The sequence below is a fragment of the Teichococcus wenyumeiae genome, assembly GCF_003696345.1.
GTDB classification, from domain to species: Bacteria; Pseudomonadota; Alphaproteobacteria; order Acetobacterales; family Acetobacteraceae; genus Pseudoroseomonas; species Pseudoroseomonas wenyumeiae.
Genome location: NZ_RFLX01000006.1, coordinates 60,609 through 78,551 on the forward strand (window position 1 = coordinate 60,609; position 17,943 = coordinate 78,551).

The window sequence follows — 17,943 nt, forward strand, 5'->3', positions numbered from 1 at the left end:
AACCCTAGCCGAGGCGGGGCGAGCCGGTCTATCGCTGCGGTTGCCGGAACCGCGCAGGAGTTGCCCTTTTGAACGCTCCCCCTCCGACCGAGGACAGGCTCGCGCCGGCACAGGCGCCGCACCCGGATCTCACCGGCTATTACCGTGACGCGGAAGCGCGGCCCGGCTTCGTGCGGCGGCTGTTCGACGACACCGCCGCGCATTACGACCGCATCAACACCGTCTTCTCGCTGGGCACCGGCGCCTGGTACCGCCGCCATGCGCTGAAGCGCGCGGGGCTGAAGCCGGGGGCACGGGTGCTGGATGTCGCCTGCGGTACCGGGCTGGTGACGCGGGAGGCGCTGCGCCTGGCCGGCCCCGGCGGCACCGTGATGGGCCTGGACCCCAGCGCCGGCATGCTGGCCGAGGCCCGCGCCACCGGCGCGCCGCTGCTGCAGGGGCGGGCGGAGCAGGTGCCGCTGCCCAGTGGCAGCCTGGACATGCTGACCATGGGCTATGCGCTGCGCCACGTGGCCGACCTCGGTGCCGCCTTCGCGGAATTCCACCGCGTGCTGCGCCCCGGCGGCCGCGTGCTGCTGCTGGAGATCGGGCGGCCGGAAGGGCGGCTGGCCCATGGGCTGGCCCGTGCCTACCTGGGCGGCGTGGTGCCGGCGCTGTGCCGGCTGGCGGCGCCGCGCGCCGGCACGCTGATGACCTATTACTGGGACACGATCGAGGCCTGCGTGCCGGCGGAGACCATCCTGCACCACCTGCGCGGCGCCGGCTTCGGCGATGTTGGCTGCGAAACCTCGCTGGGCATCTTCCGCGCTTATACGGCCACGCGCTGAGGTCATGGCGGCAGGGCGGCCCCGCAGCTGGTCTCCCCCGGCCGCCATCCGTGCCTCGGCGGGGCTGCATCTGGGTGCGGCGGCGGCCACCCTGGCCATGCCCGCCATCTGGCCCTGGATGCTGGGCGCGGTGACGCTGAACCACGCGGCGCTGACCGTGGCCGGCATGATCCCCCGCTGCGCCCTGCTGGGGCCGAACCTGCGGCGGCTGCCGGATGTTCAGGCCGCGCGGGGGGAGGTGGCCCTGACCTTCGATGACGGCCCCGACCCCATGCTGACGCCCCGCGTGCTGGCCATGCTGGCCGAGGCCGGCGCCCGCGCCTCCTTCTTCCTGATCGGGGAGCGGGCACGGCGGCATCCGGACCTGGTGCGCGCCATCCTGGCCGCCGGCCACCGTGTCGAGAACCACACCGACACCCACCCGAACTTCTTCGCCGCCCTCGGCATGGCGGGGCAGCGGCGGCAGATCCTGCGCGCGCAGCAAAGCCTGCGGGAAGCCGGCGCCGAGCCGCGCTGGTTCCGCCCGCCCATGGGCCTGCGCAGCCCGCTGCTAGACCCGGTGCTGGCGGGGGTGGGGCTGCACCATGCCTCCTGGACTTGGCGCAGCGCCGATGCGGTGCTGTCGGATGCCGGGGCCATCCTGCGCCGGCTGCGTCGCGCCGGCGCCGGAGATGTGGTGCTGCTGCATGACGGCACCTGGCGCGCCGATGCCAGTGGCCAGCCGCCGCTGCTGCAGGTGCTGCCCACCCTGCTGGAGCGGCTGCGGCGGCAGGGCCTTCGCGGCGTGCCGCTGCCCGCGCCGGAGTAAACCGTTGCCCGGCCGTGTCAATAACGCTGCGCAACGCCTTGCCGTGACCTTGGCCGCCTTCCATAATCCGGCCGATGCCTGAGGCCGCCGTGCCGTACCCTTCTCTGCAGCCAGCCGCCTTGCCGCGGCTGATCGGCGCCGTGGCGGCCCGCTACGCTGGCGCGTCGCGCCATACGCGCCATTACGTCGGCACCAAGCTGCGGCGGGACCCGGCGACGGAGGCCATCCTGACCCTGGCGGTGGAACTGGGCGGCTTCGGCACCGTGGCCGACCTGGGCTGCGGGCGCGGGCAACTGGCGCTGCTGCTGCTGCTGGCCGGCGGTGCCGATTCGGTGCTGGGAATGGACCGCAACGGCCCGGCACTAGCCGAGGCGCAGGCCGCCGCCGAGGGCCTGCCCGCGCGCTTCACCGCCGCCGACCTCGCCACCGCGCCGCTGCCGGACTGCGACACGCTGCTGCTGGTGGATGTGCTCTACCAATTGCCGCTGGCGGCGCAGCGGGCGCTGCTGGACCGCATGGTTGCCGCTGCCCGCCGCCGCATCGTGATCCGCGCCTTCGACCCCGACCTCGGCTGGCGTTCCCGCTGCGGCTTCGTCATGGAATGGCTGAACCGCGCCGGGCGGGGCGACCTGCGCCGGGCCGCCATCGAGCCCATGAAGCTGCCCGCCCTGCGCGCCGTGCTGGAGCAGGCGGGCTTCCGGGTATCCATCACGCCCTGCTGGGGCGGCATGCCCCTGCCCAATGTTCTGCTGCTGGCCGAGAAAGGTTCGGCGTGACGATCCGACCGATCTGGGCCCCGACCCTCTGCGCGGCCATGGCGCTGGCGGGCCCCGCCCTGGCGCAGCCGGCCGTGACACGCCAGCCGGTGCTGGAAGCCGGCATCGGCGGTGGTGGCGGCTGGCTGCCGGACTACCCCGCCGCTGGCCAGAACCACCTGCAAGGGCTGGCCTTCCCCTACGTGATCTATCGCGGCGAGATTTTGCGCAGCGACGACCGTGGTGTCCGTAGCCGCTTCTACAGCAGCGAAGGCATCGGGCTGGACCTCAGTTTCTCCGGCGCCTTTCCCAGCCGCTCGGACGACAACAAGGCCCGGCGCGGCATGCCGGACCTGGACTGGCAGGCCGAGGTCGGTCCCTCCCTGCGCCTGACGCTGTGGCGGGACATGGACACGCCGCAGCGGCTGAACCTGGAACTGCCGGTGCGGGCGGTCTTCTCCACCGACCTGTCCTCCATTCACTACCGGGGCATCACCCTTTCCCCCGAACTGGCCTGGGAGCGGTTGAACCTGGGTGGTGCCGGCACCCGGCTGCGGCTCGGCCTCGGGCCCATCTTCGCCACCAACCGGCTGATGGACTATTACTACGAGGTGCAGCCGCAATACGCCTTGCCCGATCGCCCGGCCTATAACGCCAAGGGCGGCTATCTTGGCACGCGCCTGCAATTCTCCTACCGCCTGCCGCTGACGGAGCGGATCGCCATGGTGGCGGGCGGGCGGCTGGAGAATTTCAGCGGCGCCCGCAACGACGACAGCCCGCTGTTCCGGCGCGACTGGAACCTCAGCCTGGCGCTGGGCTTCTCCTGGACCCTCTACCGGTCGGAGGCCACGGTGGCCTCCACCGCCAGCCCCTTCGACTGAGGCTTCCGCGCGCATGACCCCCAAGGTTGCCCTGCTGCTGGTGACGCTGCTGCTGGTGTTGGGCCCCTGGCTGCTGTGGCGGGTGCGGGCCGTCCGCCGGATGGCGCCGCTGGCGGTGCTGCAGATCATGGCCGGCGTGCTGCTGGGGCCCACGCTTTTTGGGCGGCTGGCGCCGGAGGCCCATGCGGCGCTCTTCTCGCCCTGGGTGCTCAATGCGCTGAACGGCCTCTCCAACCTCGGCGTGGCGCTCTACGTCTTCTGCTCCGGCCTGCACCTGGATACCGCGGGGCTGCGGGACAGCGCGCGGCGCCTGGGGCCGATGGCCGCCGGCAGCATGGGCCTGCCGCTGCTGCTGGGGCTGGGAGCCGGATTCTGCATCGCCGCCTTGTGGCCGGATGCCATGGGGCCGCGCTCGGATATCGTGGGCTTCGCCACCGCCATCGCCATCTGCGTCGCCGTCACCGCCCTGCCGGTGCTGGCGGCCATCCTGCAGGAGATGGGGCTGATCACCGGCCGTCTCGGCCAGACCGCGCTGGCCCTGGCGGCGCTGAACGACATGGCGCTCTGGCTGGCCATTGCCGCGCTGCTGGCCCTGGCCCAGGGTAGTGCCGCGCATTCGCTGGCTGTTTCCGCCATGGCCCTGGCCTGGATGGGCGGCATGGCGCTGGTGGTGCGGCCGCTGCTGGCACGCCTCGCCGCCCGCGCGCCCGGAGAGGACATGGTGCTGACCCTCGCCCTGGGCGTGGCCTTCGCTTCCGCCGCCGTGGCGGAGGCGATCGACCTCGGCCTGATCATCGGTGCCTTCGGTGCCGGCGTCGCCATGCCCGCCGCCTGGCGCGCCACGCTGCTGGCGCGGGTGGAATCGCTGACCGCCGCCGTGCTGCTGCCCTTCTTCTTCGTCTCCACCGGGCTGCGCGCCTTCATCGAGCCCGGCTCCGGCGCTTTCCTCGGCATGCTGGCGTTGGTGACGGCGGCGACCGTGCTGGGCAAGGTGGCGGGCACCGCCATTCCCGCCCGTGCCGGCGGTGAAAGCTGGCGGAATGCCCTGGCGCTCGGCGCCCTGATGCAGACCAAGGGGCTGATGGAGGTGGTGGTGCTGGCGGTGCTGCTCGATGCCGGGCTGATCGCGCCCTCCATTTTCTCCGCCCTGGTGGCCATGGCGGTACTCTGCACCCTGGTAACGGCGCCCCTGGTGCGGCTGGCGCTGGCGCGGCGGAGAACCAAGGCCATCAGTTCTGTTTCGTGTTAATGGTCCCATGCGCTGGGACAGGTTATAGTGCCACCGTTATCGGCCCCTGGGAGGTTCGCGTTGAGTTCTGTTGTTGCCACTGAGGCCGAAGTCGCCGAGCTGATCGTGGAGGCCCTGCACCTGGAGGTCTCGCCCGCCGAGATCGACCCGGAAGCGCCCCTGTTCGGCGAAGGGCTGGGCCTCGATTCCATCGACGCGCTGGAAATCGCCCTGGCTGTCTCCAAGCGCTACGGCTTCCAGCTCCGCTCGGACGATGAGCGCAACGGCCAGATCTTTGCCTCCCTGCGCAACCTTTCCGCGCATATCGACAAGAACCGGGTCAAGTGATGCCGGGCGGGGTTCCGCCCCGCATGGCTTCGGCCGGTCCCTGGGGCCGGCTGCTGCGTCATGTGGCGCCGGCGCTGCCGCTGGCCGGCGGTGCCCTGGCGATGCGGTTGCTGGACCGGCCCGGCCCGGCGGCACTGCTGGCGGCCGGGGCCGTGGCGCTCTCCCTGGGGCGGCGGCTGGGCCTCGGTGCCCGGCTGGCCCTGGCGGCGGCGCTCGGTGCCCTGGCGCTGGCCTGCGCCGCCTGGCCGGAGCGCATGGCCCTGCTGGCTCGCCTGCTGCCCGTGGCCGGCGACCTGCTGCTGGCCGCGCATTTCGGCGCCACCCTGCGCCCGGGGCGGGAGCCGCTGATCAGCCGCTATACCCGCCATGATGCCGGCTCCCGCCTCGCGGAATGCGCCGGCTATACGCGCGGGCTGACCTGGCTCTGGACCCTGCTGTTCCTGGCCGTGGCGCCGCTGCACGCGGCCGCGCTGCTGGGCCTGCCGCCTTTCCCCGCCCCGGTCGCCGCGCCGCTGGTGCTGGGCCTCACCGCCGCCGTCATGCTGGCCTTTTTCCTTGGTGAGCACGTGATCCGCACCCTGCGCTTTCCCCAGTTCGGCATCGCCACCCCGGCCCGCACCCTGCGCGCCGTGCTGGCCGCGACCCTTGCCCACCATGCGTGACACCGCCCCGCTGACCGACCGCGCGCGGGGCGAGGTGATGTTCCGCCGTGGCGCCGAGGCCATCACCGTCGGCCGCTTCTTGGCCGATGTCGCGGCCCTGGCGGCCCGGCTGCCGGAGAAGCCCTTCGCGCTGAACCTCTGCGCCGACCGGTACCACGCCTTGCTGGGCCTCGCCGCCGCGCTAAGCCGCGGCCATGTGATGCTGCTGACCGCCGACCGTTCCGAGCGGCGGCAGCGCGAGATCCTGGCCGCCTATCCCGACAGCTACGTGCTGGCCGATGCCGGGGAGGAGCCGGGCTGGGCCGCGCCGCCCGGCGCCCTGCGCGTGGCCGCCGAGGGCGGGGGCGAGGACGGCCCCAACCCCGAGATCCCGCTGCAACAGGTGGCCATCATCGGCTTCACCTCCGGCAGCACGGGGGAGCCGGCGGCGCACCCCAAGCCCTGGGGGGCGCTGGTGGCCGCGACGCGCGCCGCCGCCGCGCGCTTCGGCCTGCAGGGACCGGCGGTGACGACGCTGGTGGCCACCGTGCCGCCGCAGCACATGTATGGTTTCGAGACCACCATGGCCATGCCGCTGCACGCGGTCACCGCCAGCCATGCCGGGCCGCATTTCTACCCTGTGGAAGTGGCCGAGGCGCTGCATGCGGCGCCCGCGCCGCGCGTGCTGATCACCACGCCCTTGCAGATGCGCGCGCTGCTGGGTTCCGGCGAGCCGTTGCCGGAACTGGCGGGGGTCATCTCCGCCACCGCGCCCCTGGCCACGGAACTGGCCGCCGCCTGCGAGGTGGCCTGGGATACCCGCGTGCTGGAGATCTACGGCGCCACCGAGATCGGCTCCGTTGCCAGCCGCCGCACCAGAGCCGGGGAGATCTGGAGCCTGTACGACGGCGTCGAGCTGCGGCGGGAAGGGGAGAGCGACACCGTCTGGGTCGAGGTGCCCGGCATGCCCGCCCCGGTGCAACTGGCAGATGCGGTGGAATTCCAGCCGGAGCGGCGCTTCCGCCTGCTCGGCCGCCGGGCCGACATGGTGAAGCTGGGCGGCAAGCGCGCCTCGCTGGCCAGCCTGAACCGGCTGTTGATGCAGGTGGAGGGTGTGGAGGACGGCGTCTTCGTCGCGCCCGACGACCTCGACAGCAACCCCGCCGCGCGGCTGATGGTCTATGCCGTCGCCCCTGGCCGCGACCCCGCCGCGATCCTGGCCGGCTTGCGAGAGCGGATGGAGGCGGTGTTCCTGCCCCGCCGGGTGCTGCTGGTGCCCTCGCTGCCGCGCAATGCCATCGGCAAGCTGACTCGGCAGGCGCTGGAGGATCTGCGCCGGCAGCCGGTGGCGGGCGGCGGATGAACATGGCCCGCTACAGCATGCCGGCCGCGCATCCCTGCCTGGCCGGGCATTTCCCCGGGCGCCCGCTGGTGCCGGGGGTGGTGCTACTGGATGCCGTCTTCAGCGCCATCGCGGCGGCGGGGCACGGCGCGGTGGCCCGCCTGCGCCACGCCAAATTCGTCGCGCCCGTGGGGCCGGAACAGCCGGTCGAGATCGCCCTGACCGAGCCCGGCCCCGGCCGCATCGCCTTCCGCTGCCTCTGCGCCGGCGCCCTGGCGCTTTCGGGCGAGGTGGAACTGGCACCGCCGTGATCTGGACCCGGCAAAAGGAGCGCGGCAGCATCGCCGCCCTGCGGCTGATGGCCTGGATCGTCACCAGGCTGGGCTATGGCTTTGGCTATGCGCTCCTGTGGCCGATCGCGCTGTACTTCTTTCTCTCCTCGCCCCGGCAGCGCCAGGCGGTGCGGCGGTTCCAGCGCCGGGCCCTGGGGCGGGAGCCGGGGCTCCGGGACATCTTCCGCACCTTCTTCGTCTTTTCGGCGACACTGCTGGACCGGCTCTTCCTGCTGGGCAACCGCTTCCAGGATTACGAACTGAAGGTCTTCGGCCTGGACCTGCTGAACGAGCGCATCGCGCGCGGGGAAGGCTGCATCCTGCTCGGCGCCCATCTGGGCAGTTTCAATGCCATGCATGCCGTGGCTGATACCGGCTGCCCGGTGGAGGTGGTGGCGCTGATGCACACGCAGAACGCCACCAAATCCGCCAGCTTCTTCGCGGAGCTGGACCCGAGGCAGGCCGCCGCCATCATTCCGCTCGGCCAGCCGGACGCGATGCTGAGGGCCAAGGAATGCCTGGAGCGCGGCGGGCTGGTGGGCATCCTGGCCGACCGCACCCCCGGCACCGGCAAGGTCACGCGCGTCCCCTTCCTGGGCGACCCTGCGGCCTTTCCGCTGGGGCCGCATATCCTGGCCGGCGTGCTGGGGGCACCGGTGATGATCGCTTTCGGCGTCTGGACCGGGCGCCGCCGCTACGAGGTGCATTTCGAGCCCTTCGCGGACCGCATCACCATTGACCGCCGGGACCGGCAGGCGCAGCTGGAACTGGTCGCCACCCGCTACGCCGCCCGGATCGAGCAGGTCGCGCGGCGCTTTCCCTATAACTGGTTCAATTTCTACGATTTTTGGGAGGAGATGGACGCATGATGCTCCGTCCCCTGGCAGCCTTTCTCCTGTGTTTCACCCTGGCTGGCCCGGCCATGGCCCAGGCCACGCTGGACGGCACGATGCGGGACCTGGCCAGTCTGCGGCAGGGCCTTGCCGAATTCAGCGAGCAGAAATCCATCCCCGAGCTCAGCTCGCCGCTGCCCAGCACCGGCACCCTGTCCTGGACCGCGCCGGACCGGCTGGAGAAGCACACCACCTGGCCCGCCGAGGAGACCCTGCGGGTCGAGGGCGACCGCCTGCTGCTGGCGCGCCCGGCGCAGGGCATCCGGCAGGAGCTGAGCCTGGACCAGTCCCCCGAGATCCGCCCCTTCGTCGAGGCGATCCGCGCCACCCTGGCCGGCGACCTCGCCACCCTGCGGCAGTATTACGAGGTCTCCTTCTCGCCGGAAGGCGAGGGCTGGCACATGGTGCTGACACCGCTCTCCGCCCGCATCCGCGTGGCGCTGCAACGGGTCGATATCTATGGCAGCGGCGGCTTCGTGCGGCAGGTCGAAACCCGCGGCAATGACGGCATCACCACCCTGCGGATCACGCCCCGCCCGTGAGGCCTCTGCTGCTTCGCCTGGGTGGCGCGCTGCTGGTGCTGGCGCTGGTGGGGGTCGGGCTGTTCCGCACCATTCCCATCCGCGCCGAGATGACCGACCTGCTGCCGCCCGGCCGCACCCCCGCCGCCGAATTCCTGCTGCGGGAACTACGTTCGGGCGCCGCCACCACCTTGCTGCTGGCCGGCATCGAGGGCGCGGCGGAGCCGGAGCTGGCCCGCATCAGCCGCGCCGTCGGCGACCGGCTGCGGGAGTCGGGGCAGTTCAGCTTCGTCGGCAATGGCAGCCTCGACCTCTCCGAGACCGAGAGGGACCTGATCTTCCAGTACCGCTATCTGCTCTCACCCGCCGACCCGGCGAGCTTCGAGGCGGCGGGACTGAAGGGCAAGCTTTCCGGCCTGCTGGAAGGGCTGCGCTCCGCCGCCTCGCCGCTGCTGGCGCGCTTCGGCTTCGCCGATCCGACCGGCGCATTCTTCGACCTGCTGCGCGGCTGGCTGGGGCAGAGCCGGGTGCAGTTGCGCGCTGGCGCCTGGTTCGCGGAAGGCGCCAGCCCGCCCCGTGCGCTGATCGTGGCCCGCAGCCGCGCTTCCGGTCTGGACACCGAGGCCCAGGCTGCCGCCGTCGCCACCTTCCAGGCCGCCTTCGCCGCCGCCAGCCCTGGCGATGCGCGGTTATTGCTGAGCGGCCCTGGCGTCTTCGGGGCCGAGGCCGCCGCCGCCATCCGTGCCGATGTGGAGATGATCTCCATCCTGTCCGGCCTGCTGATCCTGGGCTTCCTGTGGCTGCGCTACCGTTCGCTGCTGATGCTCTTCGCCGTGGCGGTGCCGCTGGGGGCGGGCACGCTGGCGGGGGTGGCGGCGGTGGGGCTCGGCTTCGGCGCGGTGCATGGCGCCGCCCTTGGCTTCGGCATGACCATGCTGGGCGTGGTGGTGGATTACCCCCTGCTGTTGATCACGCAGCGCCGGCCGGCGGAAAGCCTGCGCGACACGGCCCGCCGCATCTGGCCTACCCTGCGGCTGGCCGCCGGCGCCGCCGCCCTGGGTCTGACCGGCATGATGCTTTCTGGCTTTCCCATCCTGGCGCAACTGGGCCTTTTCGGGGCTGCGGGCCTGCTGGTCGGCGTGGTGGTCACGGCGGGGCTGCTGCCCTGGCTGCTGCCGGGCACTGCTCTGGTGCCAAGGCCCTTGCCCCGCGCGCTGGCCCGGGGGCTGGGCGCGGTGCGGGGCTGGCGCTGGCTCGCCCTGGTGGTGCCGCTGGCGGCGCTGGTGCTGCTGGCGCTCGGCGGCCCGCGCTGGGAGGACGACCTCGCCCGCCTCAGCCCCGTGCCGCCGGCGCAATTGCGGCTGGATGAGGAACTGCGCGGCCAGCTCGGCGCCCCGGATGTGCGTGGCATCGTCGCCCTGGCCGGCCCGGATGCCGAAGCCGTGCTGCGGAAGGCCGAGGCGGTGGAGCAGGCGCTGCAGCCTCTGGTCGCCCGTGGCCAGTTGGGTGGCTTCGACAGCCCCGCCCGCTATCTGCCCAGCGCCGCCACCCAGCGCGCCCGGCAGGCCGCCCTGCCTTCGGCGGACATCATGCGCCCCAGGCTGCAGGAGGCCTCTGCCGGGCTGCCCTTCCGGCCGGAAGCCTTCAACCGCTTCCTGGACAGCCTGGCGGAAAGCCGCACCCTGCCGGTGCTGACGGTGGAGGGCCTGCCGCGCCTGCCCATCCTGGCGGCCCGGCTGGACCCCTTGCTCTCGCCGCGTGGGGATGGCTGGCAGGGGCTGGTGATCCCGCAGGACTTGCGCGACATCGGCGCCCTCCGTGCCGCGCTGGCGGGGCTGGACGATCCCGGCATCCTCTGGGTGGACGTGAAGGCGGAAACGCAGGGCGTGGTGACCCTGGCCACGCGGCAGGCGCTGCTTTGGTGCGGGCTGGGCGGCCTCGCGGTGCTGCTGCTGCTGGCGGTGGGGCTGCGGCGCGGCTGGCGCGGCCTGCCGGCGGCGCTCTGGACCGCGGCGCCGATCGCCGGAGCCCTGCTGGTGACGGTGGCCGCCCTGGCGCTGCTGGGCCAGCGGCTGACGCCCTTTCATCTCGCGGCGCTGTTGCTGGCGGCGGGGGTCGGAATGGATTATGCGCTCTTCTTCGGCAGCGCTGCGCGGCAAGGGGCCGAGGAAGCCGACCGCACCCTGGGCGCCGTGTTCAATTGCACCATGACCACCTTGCTGACCTTTGGCCTGCTGGCCTTCTGCGCCACCCCGGTGCTGCGCGGCATCGGGCTGACGGTCGCCATCGGCGTCAGCAGCGCCTTCCTGCTGGCCCTCGCCCTTTCGCCGCCATCCGCCCTGGCGGCTTCTGAAAAGATGCCCAACTGAAATCGGACATGCCAACTTCTTTCACTCCCCTGGCGCTTTCCGCCGTCACGGCCGTCAGCGCGATGGGCACCGGCATCGCCGCCACGCGCCGGGCTCTGCATGAACGCCTGGGCGGGCTGCGGCCCGCCAGCCCCGAGGACCGGCCCGCCGCCTTTGTCGGCCGTGTGGAAGGGGTGGATTCGGTGGCGCTGCCGCCGGAACTGGCGCGCTACAACTGCCGCAACAACCGGCTGGCCGAGATGGCCCTGTTGCAGGACGGCTTTCTCGCCGCCGTGGCGGAGGCGCGGGAACGGCTGGGCGCCACGCGCATCGCCGTGGTCATGGGCACCAGCACCTCCGGCATCGCGGAAACCGAGGCCGCTTATCGCCGCCGCCCCGAGGGCAGCTTCGAGCTGCCGGAGGATTTCGACTTCGCCGCCACGCATGACCTGTTTTCGCTGCCGCGCTACGTGCGGGCGCGGCTGGGGCTGGCGGGGCCGGCGCTGACCATTTCCACCGCCTGCACCTCCGGCGCCCGCGCCTTCCTGGAGGCCGCCACCATGATCTCCGCCGGGCTCTGCGACGCGGCGGTGGTAGGTGGGGTGGATACGCTTTGCCGCATGACGGTGGAGGGCTTCGGCTCGCTGGCCCTCCTGGCGCCGGGCCCGACCCGCCCCTGCGCCGCCGACCGGGACGGCATCACGGTGGGGGAGGCCGCCGCCTTCGTTCTGTTGACCCGCCCGCAGGACGCGGCGCCTGATGCGGTGCAACTGCTCGGCGCCGGCGCCAGCAGCGACGGGCACCACATGTCCTCGCCGCATCCGGAGGGGCTGGGCGCCGTATCGGCCATGCGGGCGGCGCTGGACGCGGCGCAACTGGATGCCGCGCAGATCGACTACATCAACCTGCACGGCACCGGCACCCGCGCCAATGACGCCATGGAGGACCGGGCGGTGTCGCATCTCTTCGGCAATGCCGTGCCCTGTTCCTCCACCAAGGGCTGGACCGGGCATACGCTCGGCGCTTCCGGCGCGCTGGAGGCGGTGGTGGCCGCGCTCTGCCTGCAGGACGGGCTGGTGCCGGGTTGCCTGGGCGTGGAGCGCGTGGACCCGGAGTTCCAGGCGGATGTGGCTGTTGAGAACCGCCGGGCGCCGCTGCGCCGGGTGCTGAGCAATTCATTCGGCTTCGGCGGCAGCAATTGCAGCTTGGTCCTGGGCCACGCGGCGTGAGCGGCGTGCATTGCCATATCGGCGGCCTGGCGCTGCTGGGCCCGGGCCTGCCGTGCTGGGCGGAATCCAAGCCCGTGCTGGCGGGCCGGGTGCCGTGGCAGGAGGCGCCGCCGGTCGTGCCGCCGCCCGCCATGCTGGCGCCCACCGAACGCCGTCGCACCAGCCTGGTGGTGCGCTTGGCCCTGGCGGCGGCCTCGGGTGCCGTGGAGGCCGCCGGTGTCGCGCCGGAGGCGCTTGAGACGGTCTTCGCCAGTTCCAACGGGGATGGCGCGGTGGTCGGCGCCATCCTGGACAGCCTGGCGGCGCCGGATGGCGAGGTCTCGCCCACCCAGTTCCACAACTCCGTGCACAATGCGGCGGCGGGCTATTGGGGCATCGGCGCGCATTCCACCAAGCCTTCCATCAGCATCGGCTGCCACCAGGACAGCTTCGCCCTCGGCCTGTTGCAGGCGGCGGTGCAGGTGGCGGGCCGCGGCGTGCCGGTGCTCTTCTGCGCCTATGACGCGCCCCTGGCCGGGCCGCTGGCGCCGATGCATCCCACGGCCTTTCCCTTCGCCATGGCCTGCGTGCTGACGCCGGAACCCACCCCCGCCACCCGCGCCGCGCTGACCCTGCGGCACCTGCCCGGTGGCGCGCCCGCCGCGCCATCTCCTTGGCAGAAGCTGGCGGAAGGCAATCCGGCCGCCCGTTCCCTGCCGCTGCTGGCCGCCCTGGCGGCTGGCGGCGCCGCCAGCCTGGTCTGGCCGCTGCTGGATGATGCGCGGCTGGAGGTCGAGGTTTCACCATGCTGACGCCGCCGCTGGAGCATGAGGCGATCGCGGCCCTGGTGCCGCATGCCGGCAGCATGTGCCTGCTGGGCCGGGTCCTGGGCTGGGATGCGGAGAGCATCCGCTGCGCCGCCACCTCCCACCGCGATGCCGGCAATCCGCTGCGGCGGGACGGGATGCTGCCGGCGGTCTGCGGCGTGGAATACGCGCTGCAGGCCATGGCGGTGCATGGTGCGCTGACAGGGGGCGAGGGGCCGCAGCCGCCGGGCTATCTCGCCAGCCTGCGCAACCTGACGCTCGGCGCCGCGCGGCTGGACGACGTGGTGGAGGATCTGGCGGTGCAGGCCACGGCCCTGGCGCGGGAAGCGCGGTCCTTTGTCTATGCCTTCGAGGTCTCGGGCGGGGGCAGGGTGCTGTTGTCCGGCCAGGCCGCCATCATCCTGCCGCAGGGGGAAGCATGAAGCGCGCGCTTGTCACCGGCGGCGGCAGCCTGATCGGCGCCGCCATCGCCAGCCGCCTGGTGGCGGATGGGCTGCATGTCATCCTGCATGCCAATGCCAATATCGACCGTGCCCGCGCCCTGGCGCATGAGATCCGCGAGAGTGGCGGCAGCGCCGAGGCGGTGCAGTTCGACCTGACCAATGCCGCCACTTGCGAGGCCGCGCTGAACCAGTTGCTGGAAGCCGGCCCGGTGCAGGTGCTGGTCCATAACGCCGGCACGCATGACGACGCGCCCATGGCCGGCATGACGGCGGCGCAGTGGCACGGCGTCATCGACGTCTCGCTGAACGGCTTCTTCCATGTGGCGCAGCCGCTGCTGCTGCCGATGATCGGCACGCGCTGGGGGCGGATCATCGCCATCTCCTCCGTCTCGGCCATCATGGGCAACCGGGGGCAGGCGAATTACGCGGCCGCCAAGGCGGGGCTGGGCGGCGCGATCCGCTCGCTCTCTCTGGAATGCGCGCCGCGCGGCGTCACGGCCAATGTGGTGGCGCCGGGCGTGATCGAGAGCCCCGCCGTGGCGGCGGTGATGACCAGGGAGCAGATCGCGAGGATGGTGCCCGCCCGCCGCGCCGGGCGGCCAGAGGAAGTGGCTGATCTGGTTGGCTTCCTGGCCTCCGAACAGGCCGGCTACATCACCGGGCAGACCATTTCCATCAATGGCGGGATGGCGTGAGCCTGTCGCGTTTCGGCCCTGTTGCCGTCGGCGGGGTTGCTGCTAAACAGGCGGTGTCGTTCTGGATGAGGAACCGATGCCGCTCGACTCCATCTCCGACGCCGGAATCCTGGCGGAACGCTGCGATGTGCTGATCGTGGGCGGCGGCCCCGCCGGCTCCACCGCCGCCGCACTGCTGGCCGCCCAGGGCCGCAAGGTGGTGATGCTGGAGAAGGAGGTGCATCCGCGCTTCCATATCGGTGAATCCCTGCTGCCGCAGAACCTGCGGATCTTCGAGAAGCTGGGCGTGGCGGAGCAGGTCCAGGCGCTGGGCGTCTTCAAGCCCGGCGCTTCCTTCATCTCAGACGAGCATGGGGCGAAGGTTTCCTTCTCCTTCGCCGATGGCATCAACAAGAACTACACCCACAGCTACCAGGTGAAGCGCGCCGAGTTCGATGAGCTGCTGTTCCGCAACGCGGCGGCGCGCGGCGCCGAGACGCATGAGGGCACCCGCGTGCTGGACGTGGCGCTGGACCCGGTGCATGGCTCCCGCGTCACGGCGCGCGATGCCTCCGGCGCCACCCGCACTTGGCTGGCACGCTTCGTGATCGATGCCTCGGGGCGGGATACGCTGCTGGCGGGGCAGCAGGGTGGCAAGCAGCGCAACCCGCACAACAACACCGCCGCGCTCTATGGCCACTTCCGCGGCGTGACGCCCTGCGAAGGCTGCCACGAGGGCAATATCACTATCCACCTGCTGCCGCAGGGCTGGTGCTGGATGATCCCGCTGCCCGGCGGCATCACCAGCGTCGGCATCGTCAGCACGCCGGAATTCTTCAAGACCCGCAAGGGCGCCTTCGAGCCCTTCCTGATGGAGAGCCTGCGCCAGAGTCCCTCGATCCGTGAGCGCATGGAGCAGGCGGAACTGGTCTCCCCTGTCACTACCACCGGTAACTACTCCTACCGCGCCACCGAGATGGTGGGAGAGGGCTGGATGATGGTGGGCGATGCCTTCGCCTTCATCGACCCGGTGTTTTCCTCCGGTGTCATGCTGGCCATGGCCAGCGCCGAGCTGGGCGCCGAGGCGGTGGATGCCTGGCTGGACGACCCCGCCCGCGCCGCGCCGCTGATGCGGACCTTCGAGCGCAAGGTGAAGCGGGCCATCGCCTCCATGTCCTGGCTGATCTACCGCATCAACCGCCCGGTGCTGCGGGACATGTTCATGCAGCCCAGCAACCGCTTCCGCATGCGGGATGGGCTGGTCAGCCTGCTGGCCGGGGACGTGCACGCCAATACCAACCGGCAACTGCCGGTGCTGGCCTTCAAAGCGACCTATGGGGTGCTCTCCGTGGCGCACCGCCTGGGCTACCGCCTGCGCGGCGGCACATTGCGGAAAGTGGAGTCTGCTCCGCTGCCTGCCTGAACACCCCTCACGGAGAACCTGCCGATGCGCCGCGTGCTCGCGCTGTCGTTATTGTGCCTTGGACTTGCCGCCTGCGGCACGACTCAGATGCCGATGACCTACGCGCCGACCGTGAGGCCGGCCGCAGTGTCACGTCCTATGGTGGCAATAGGGTCCGTGACGGATCAGCGGCAGGACGGACGGGAGAACCCCTATTGGATCGGCACGATCCGCGATGGCTTCGGTATTCCGATGAAGCGGCTTGAGGCGTCGACGCCCGCAACCGAGGTGGTGCGGCAGGCCTACACCGATGCACTGGCTGCCCGGGGCATGCTGGCTCCGGCCGCGCCACGCTACCTGCTGAACGTGACCATTCTGCAATTCGATGCCAATCAATATAGCCGGCGGGAAGCCACCGCTGAATTCATGGTGACGTTAACGACCAGCAGCAATGCCCCGGTTCTGACGGCTCGGGAACGCGCCTATCAGGTTGGCGGCAGCATGATCACGCTCTCGAAAGGCATCTTCGGCTCTGTGGAAGATCTGCGAGGCATCGCGCTGAGCACGATGAGCCAAGCCATCGACCGTATCCTGGACAAGCCGGAATTCGCCGCCGCGCTGCGTTAAACGTTTTGACAAGACAAGTGACAGCGGCGCTGTTCCGCATCACACTGGCGTCAGGGACGGCATCAATGCCGCCGGGACTCCAGGAGGAGCAGAACAGGAATGATCAGCCGCCGCTTTTTGGCTGGTAGTGCCCTGGCGGGCACCGCCACCGCGCTGGCCGCCCCGGCCATTGCGCAAACCGCGCCGGAGATCCGCTGGCGCATGGCCAGCAGCTTTCCCCGCTCGCTCGACACCATCTTCGGCGCCGGCGACCATGTGGCGAAGCGTGTGGCCGCCCTGACGGACAACAAGTTCCAGATCCGCGCCTTCCCGGCGGGCGAGCTGGTACCCGGCCTGCAGGTGGCCGATGCGGTGCAGAACGGCACGGTGGAATGTGCCCATACCGCCTCCTATTACTTCACCGGCAAGGACCCGACCTTCGCCTTCGACGGCGCCGTGCCCTTCGGCCTGAACACGCGGCACACAAATGCCTGGCTGATCCAGGGTGGCGGGCGCGAGGTGTTGAGGGAGTTCTTCGAAGGCTACAACATCGTCTCCATCCCGGCCGGCAATACCGGCGCACAGATGGGGGGCTGGTTCCGCAAGGAAATCAAGACGGTCGCGGACCTCAACGGGCTGAAGTTCCGCATTGCCGGCATCGCCGGCAGCATGATGCAGAAGCTCGGCGTCATTCCGCAGCAGATCGCGGGCGGCGACATCTATCCGGCGCTGGAGAAGGGCACCATCGATGCCGCCGAATGGGTCGGGCCCTATGACGACGAGAAGCTGGGCTTCAACCGCGTTGCGCCTTTCTATTATTACCCGGGCTTTTGGGAAGGTTCGCTGAACCTCTCCCTCTACGTCAACAAGGCCAAGATGGAGGAGCTGCCGCCGCTCTACCGGGAGGTGCTGGAAAGCGCCTGCCGCGACTCCACCATCGAGACCATGGCCAAGTACGACGTGCAGAACCCCGCTGCGCTGCGCCGCTTGGTCGCGGCCGGCACGCAGCTGCGCCCCTTCCCGCGGGAGGTGATGCAGGCCTGCTACAAGGCGGCCTTCGAGCTTTATGACGAGATCTCGGCCGAGAACCCCAAGTTCAAGAAGGTCTACGAGCACTGGAAGGCCTTCCGGGACAACGAATACGGTTGGTTCCGCGTGACCGAATACAGCTTCGACCAGTTCGCCTATTTCATGTATGGGCAGGAACAGCAGCAGCGGCGCTGATGCCGGCGGCGTCGTGCGGCCGCACGGCGCCTGCCTGCCCTGAATACCAGTTCGAGGAGGAAACCGCCGGATGGGTCCCTTTCTGGCCTATAGCCGTGCGATGGATAAGGTCAGCGGTGCCTTCGGCTGGATAGCCGATTGGATGGTGCTGCTCTCCTGCGCCATCAGTGCCGGCAATGCGATGATGCGCTACACGCTGAACTACAGCTCCAATGCCTGGCTGGAAGTGCAGTGGTATCTCTTCGCCGGCATCGTCATGCTGGGCGCCTCCTACACGCTGGTGCGCAACGAGCATGTGCGGGTCGATCTGGTCTATGGCAGCCTCGGCACGCGTGGGAAGCTATGGGTCGATGTCTTCGGCATCATCTTCTTCCTGCTGCCCGCCATGATCCTGCTGACCTGGATGACCTGGCCCTTCTTCCTCGATGCCTTCATCCGCCATGAGCAATCCTCCAATGCCGGCGGTCTGCTGCGCTGGCCGGTGAAGCTGCTCCTGCCACTGGGCTTCCTGCTGCTGGTCCTGCAAGGACTGGCGGAACTGATCAAGCGCATCGCCCTGCTCCGCGGCATCCAGCCGGCGGGCGAGGTGGTGGTCGAATACGTGCGTCCCGAGCAATAAGAACCCGGAAGCCCAT

General features: G+C 70.8%; 20 protein-coding genes. All 20 read left to right on the forward strand.

Going from position 1 to position 17,943, the window contains the following annotated elements:
* The first annotated feature begins 68 nt into the window (after positions 1-68).
* The 20 genes from EBE87_RS10255 (at position 69) to EBE87_RS10350 (ending at position 17,927) form a co-directional block, all read left to right on the forward strand.
* Positions 69-827: a class I SAM-dependent methyltransferase gene (locus tag EBE87_RS10255; RefSeq protein ID WP_120636799.1), complete on the forward strand. Its 759-nt coding sequence runs from the start codon at positions 69-71 to the stop codon at positions 825-827.
* Positions 828-831: 4 nt separating this feature from the next.
* Positions 832-1,635 (forward strand): polysaccharide deacetylase family protein, encoded by an 804-nt coding sequence (locus EBE87_RS10260; RefSeq protein WP_120636800.1) that lies wholly within the window; start codon positions 832-834, stop codon positions 1,633-1,635.
* 74 nt (positions 1,636-1,709) lie between these two features.
* Entirely contained in the window at positions 1,710-2,411 is a 702-nt protein-coding gene (locus EBE87_RS10265) for a methyltransferase domain-containing protein (protein ID WP_120636801.1), read from the forward strand.
* The gene (locus tag EBE87_RS10270) at positions 2,408-3,271 is read left to right on the forward strand and encodes a MipA/OmpV family protein (protein WP_158600808.1); all 864 of its coding nucleotides are present in this window, start codon (positions 2,408-2,410) and stop codon (positions 3,269-3,271) included. The genes EBE87_RS10265 and EBE87_RS10270 overlap by 4 nt, the downstream gene beginning before the upstream one ends.
* A 13-nt stretch (positions 3,272-3,284) precedes the next feature.
* Positions 3,285-4,520: a cation:proton antiporter gene (locus tag EBE87_RS10275; protein ID WP_120636803.1), complete on the forward strand. Its 1,236-nt coding sequence runs from the start codon at positions 3,285-3,287 to the stop codon at positions 4,518-4,520.
* A gap of 60 nt (positions 4,521-4,580) precedes the next feature.
* Complete coding sequence (locus tag EBE87_RS10280; protein ID WP_120636804.1) at positions 4,581-4,847, forward strand: phosphopantetheine-binding protein; 267 nt, start codon at positions 4,581-4,583, stop codon at positions 4,845-4,847.
* A 23-nt stretch (positions 4,848-4,870) separates the two neighbouring features.
* The gene (locus EBE87_RS10285; protein WP_147465026.1) at positions 4,871-5,509 is read left to right on the forward strand and encodes a hypothetical protein; all 639 of its coding nucleotides are present in this window, start codon (positions 4,871-4,873) and stop codon (positions 5,507-5,509) included.
* Positions 5,502-6,851: an AMP-binding protein gene (locus tag EBE87_RS10290; RefSeq protein WP_120637620.1), complete on the forward strand. Its 1,350-nt coding sequence runs from the start codon at positions 5,502-5,504 to the stop codon at positions 6,849-6,851. Before EBE87_RS10285 ends, EBE87_RS10290 begins: the two co-directional genes overlap by 8 nt.
* Positions 6,852-6,853: 2 nt before the next feature.
* Complete coding sequence (locus EBE87_RS10295) at positions 6,854-7,141, forward strand: hypothetical protein (RefSeq protein ID WP_120637655.1); 288 nt, start codon at positions 6,854-6,856, stop codon at positions 7,139-7,141.
* Positions 7,138-8,031 (forward strand): LpxL/LpxP family acyltransferase, encoded by an 894-nt coding sequence (locus EBE87_RS10300; RefSeq protein ID WP_120637621.1) that lies wholly within the window; start codon positions 7,138-7,140, stop codon positions 8,029-8,031. The genes EBE87_RS10295 and EBE87_RS10300 overlap by 4 nt, the downstream gene beginning before the upstream one ends.
* Complete coding sequence (locus EBE87_RS10305) at positions 8,028-8,597, forward strand: LolA family protein (protein ID WP_120637622.1); 570 nt, start codon at positions 8,028-8,030, stop codon at positions 8,595-8,597. The genes EBE87_RS10300 and EBE87_RS10305 overlap by 4 nt, the downstream gene beginning before the upstream one ends.
* Positions 8,594-10,945, forward strand: a complete 2,352-nt coding sequence (locus tag EBE87_RS10310) for an MMPL family transporter (RefSeq protein WP_120637623.1) — start codon at positions 8,594-8,596, stop codon at positions 10,943-10,945. Before EBE87_RS10305 ends, EBE87_RS10310 begins: the two co-directional genes overlap by 4 nt.
* An 8-nt stretch (positions 10,946-10,953) precedes the next feature.
* The gene (locus EBE87_RS10315) at positions 10,954-12,153 is read left to right on the forward strand and encodes a beta-ketoacyl-[acyl-carrier-protein] synthase family protein (protein WP_120637624.1); all 1,200 of its coding nucleotides are present in this window, start codon (positions 10,954-10,956) and stop codon (positions 12,151-12,153) included.
* Complete coding sequence (locus EBE87_RS10320; protein ID WP_120637625.1) at positions 12,150-12,944, forward strand: beta-ketoacyl synthase chain length factor; 795 nt, start codon at positions 12,150-12,152, stop codon at positions 12,942-12,944. The genes EBE87_RS10315 and EBE87_RS10320 overlap by 4 nt, the downstream gene beginning before the upstream one ends.
* On the forward strand, positions 12,938-13,381 hold the full coding sequence (locus EBE87_RS10325) for a hydroxymyristoyl-ACP dehydratase (protein WP_120637626.1): 444 nt from the start codon (positions 12,938-12,940) through the stop codon (positions 13,379-13,381). The genes EBE87_RS10320 and EBE87_RS10325 overlap by 7 nt, the downstream gene beginning before the upstream one ends.
* On the forward strand, positions 13,378-14,097 hold the full coding sequence (gene fabG / locus EBE87_RS10330; protein WP_120637627.1) for a 3-oxoacyl-ACP reductase FabG: 720 nt from the start codon (positions 13,378-13,380) through the stop codon (positions 14,095-14,097). Before EBE87_RS10325 ends, fabG begins: the two co-directional genes overlap by 4 nt.
* A 76-nt stretch (positions 14,098-14,173) precedes the next feature.
* A complete protein-coding gene (locus tag EBE87_RS10335) occupies positions 14,174-15,499 on the forward strand; it encodes an NAD(P)/FAD-dependent oxidoreductase (RefSeq protein WP_120637628.1) in 1,326 nt (441 codons plus the stop codon).
* A gap of 24 nt (positions 15,500-15,523) precedes the next feature.
* A complete protein-coding gene (locus EBE87_RS10340; RefSeq protein WP_147426000.1) occupies positions 15,524-16,105 on the forward strand; it encodes a hypothetical protein in 582 nt (193 codons plus the stop codon).
* Between the two features lie 99 nt (positions 16,106-16,204).
* A complete protein-coding gene (locus tag EBE87_RS10345; RefSeq protein ID WP_120637630.1) occupies positions 16,205-17,308 on the forward strand; it encodes a TRAP transporter substrate-binding protein in 1,104 nt (367 codons plus the stop codon).
* 70 nt (positions 17,309-17,378) lie between these two features.
* On the forward strand, positions 17,379-17,927 hold the full coding sequence (locus tag EBE87_RS10350; protein ID WP_120637631.1) for a TRAP transporter small permease subunit: 549 nt from the start codon (positions 17,379-17,381) through the stop codon (positions 17,925-17,927).
* Positions 17,928-17,943 lie beyond the last annotated feature (16 nt).

Coding starts and splice junctions, on each gene's coding strand:
- EBE87_RS10260 (WP_120636800.1), top strand. CDS start 832: ATGGCGGCAGGGCGGCCCCGCAGCTGGTCTCCCCCGGCCGCCATCCGT.
- EBE87_RS10265 (WP_120636801.1), top strand. CDS start 1,710: ATGCCTGAGGCCGCCGTGCCGTACCCTTCTCTGCAGCCAGCCGCCTTG.
- EBE87_RS10275 (WP_120636803.1), top strand. CDS start 3,285: ATGACCCCCAAGGTTGCCCTGCTGCTGGTGACGCTGCTGCTGGTGTTG.
- EBE87_RS10285 (WP_147465026.1), top strand. CDS start 4,871: ATGGCTTCGGCCGGTCCCTGGGGCCGGCTGCTGCGTCATGTGGCGCCG.
- EBE87_RS10290 (WP_120637620.1), top strand. CDS start 5,502: ATGCGTGACACCGCCCCGCTGACCGACCGCGCGCGGGGCGAGGTGATG.
- EBE87_RS10295 (WP_120637655.1), top strand. CDS start 6,854: ATGGCCCGCTACAGCATGCCGGCCGCGCATCCCTGCCTGGCCGGGCAT.
- EBE87_RS10305 (WP_120637622.1), top strand. CDS start 8,028: ATGATGCTCCGTCCCCTGGCAGCCTTTCTCCTGTGTTTCACCCTGGCT.
- EBE87_RS10315 (WP_120637624.1), top strand. CDS start 10,954: ATGCCAACTTCTTTCACTCCCCTGGCGCTTTCCGCCGTCACGGCCGTC.
- EBE87_RS10325 (WP_120637626.1), top strand. CDS start 12,938: ATGCTGACGCCGCCGCTGGAGCATGAGGCGATCGCGGCCCTGGTGCCG.
- fabG (WP_120637627.1), top strand. CDS start 13,378: ATGAAGCGCGCGCTTGTCACCGGCGGCGGCAGCCTGATCGGCGCCGCC.
- EBE87_RS10335 (WP_120637628.1), top strand. CDS start 14,174: ATGCCGCTCGACTCCATCTCCGACGCCGGAATCCTGGCGGAACGCTGC.
- EBE87_RS10340 (WP_147426000.1), top strand. CDS start 15,524: ATGCGCCGCGTGCTCGCGCTGTCGTTATTGTGCCTTGGACTTGCCGCC.
- EBE87_RS10345 (WP_120637630.1), top strand. CDS start 16,205: ATGATCAGCCGCCGCTTTTTGGCTGGTAGTGCCCTGGCGGGCACCGCC.
- EBE87_RS10350 (WP_120637631.1), top strand. CDS start 17,379: ATGGGTCCCTTTCTGGCCTATAGCCGTGCGATGGATAAGGTCAGCGGT.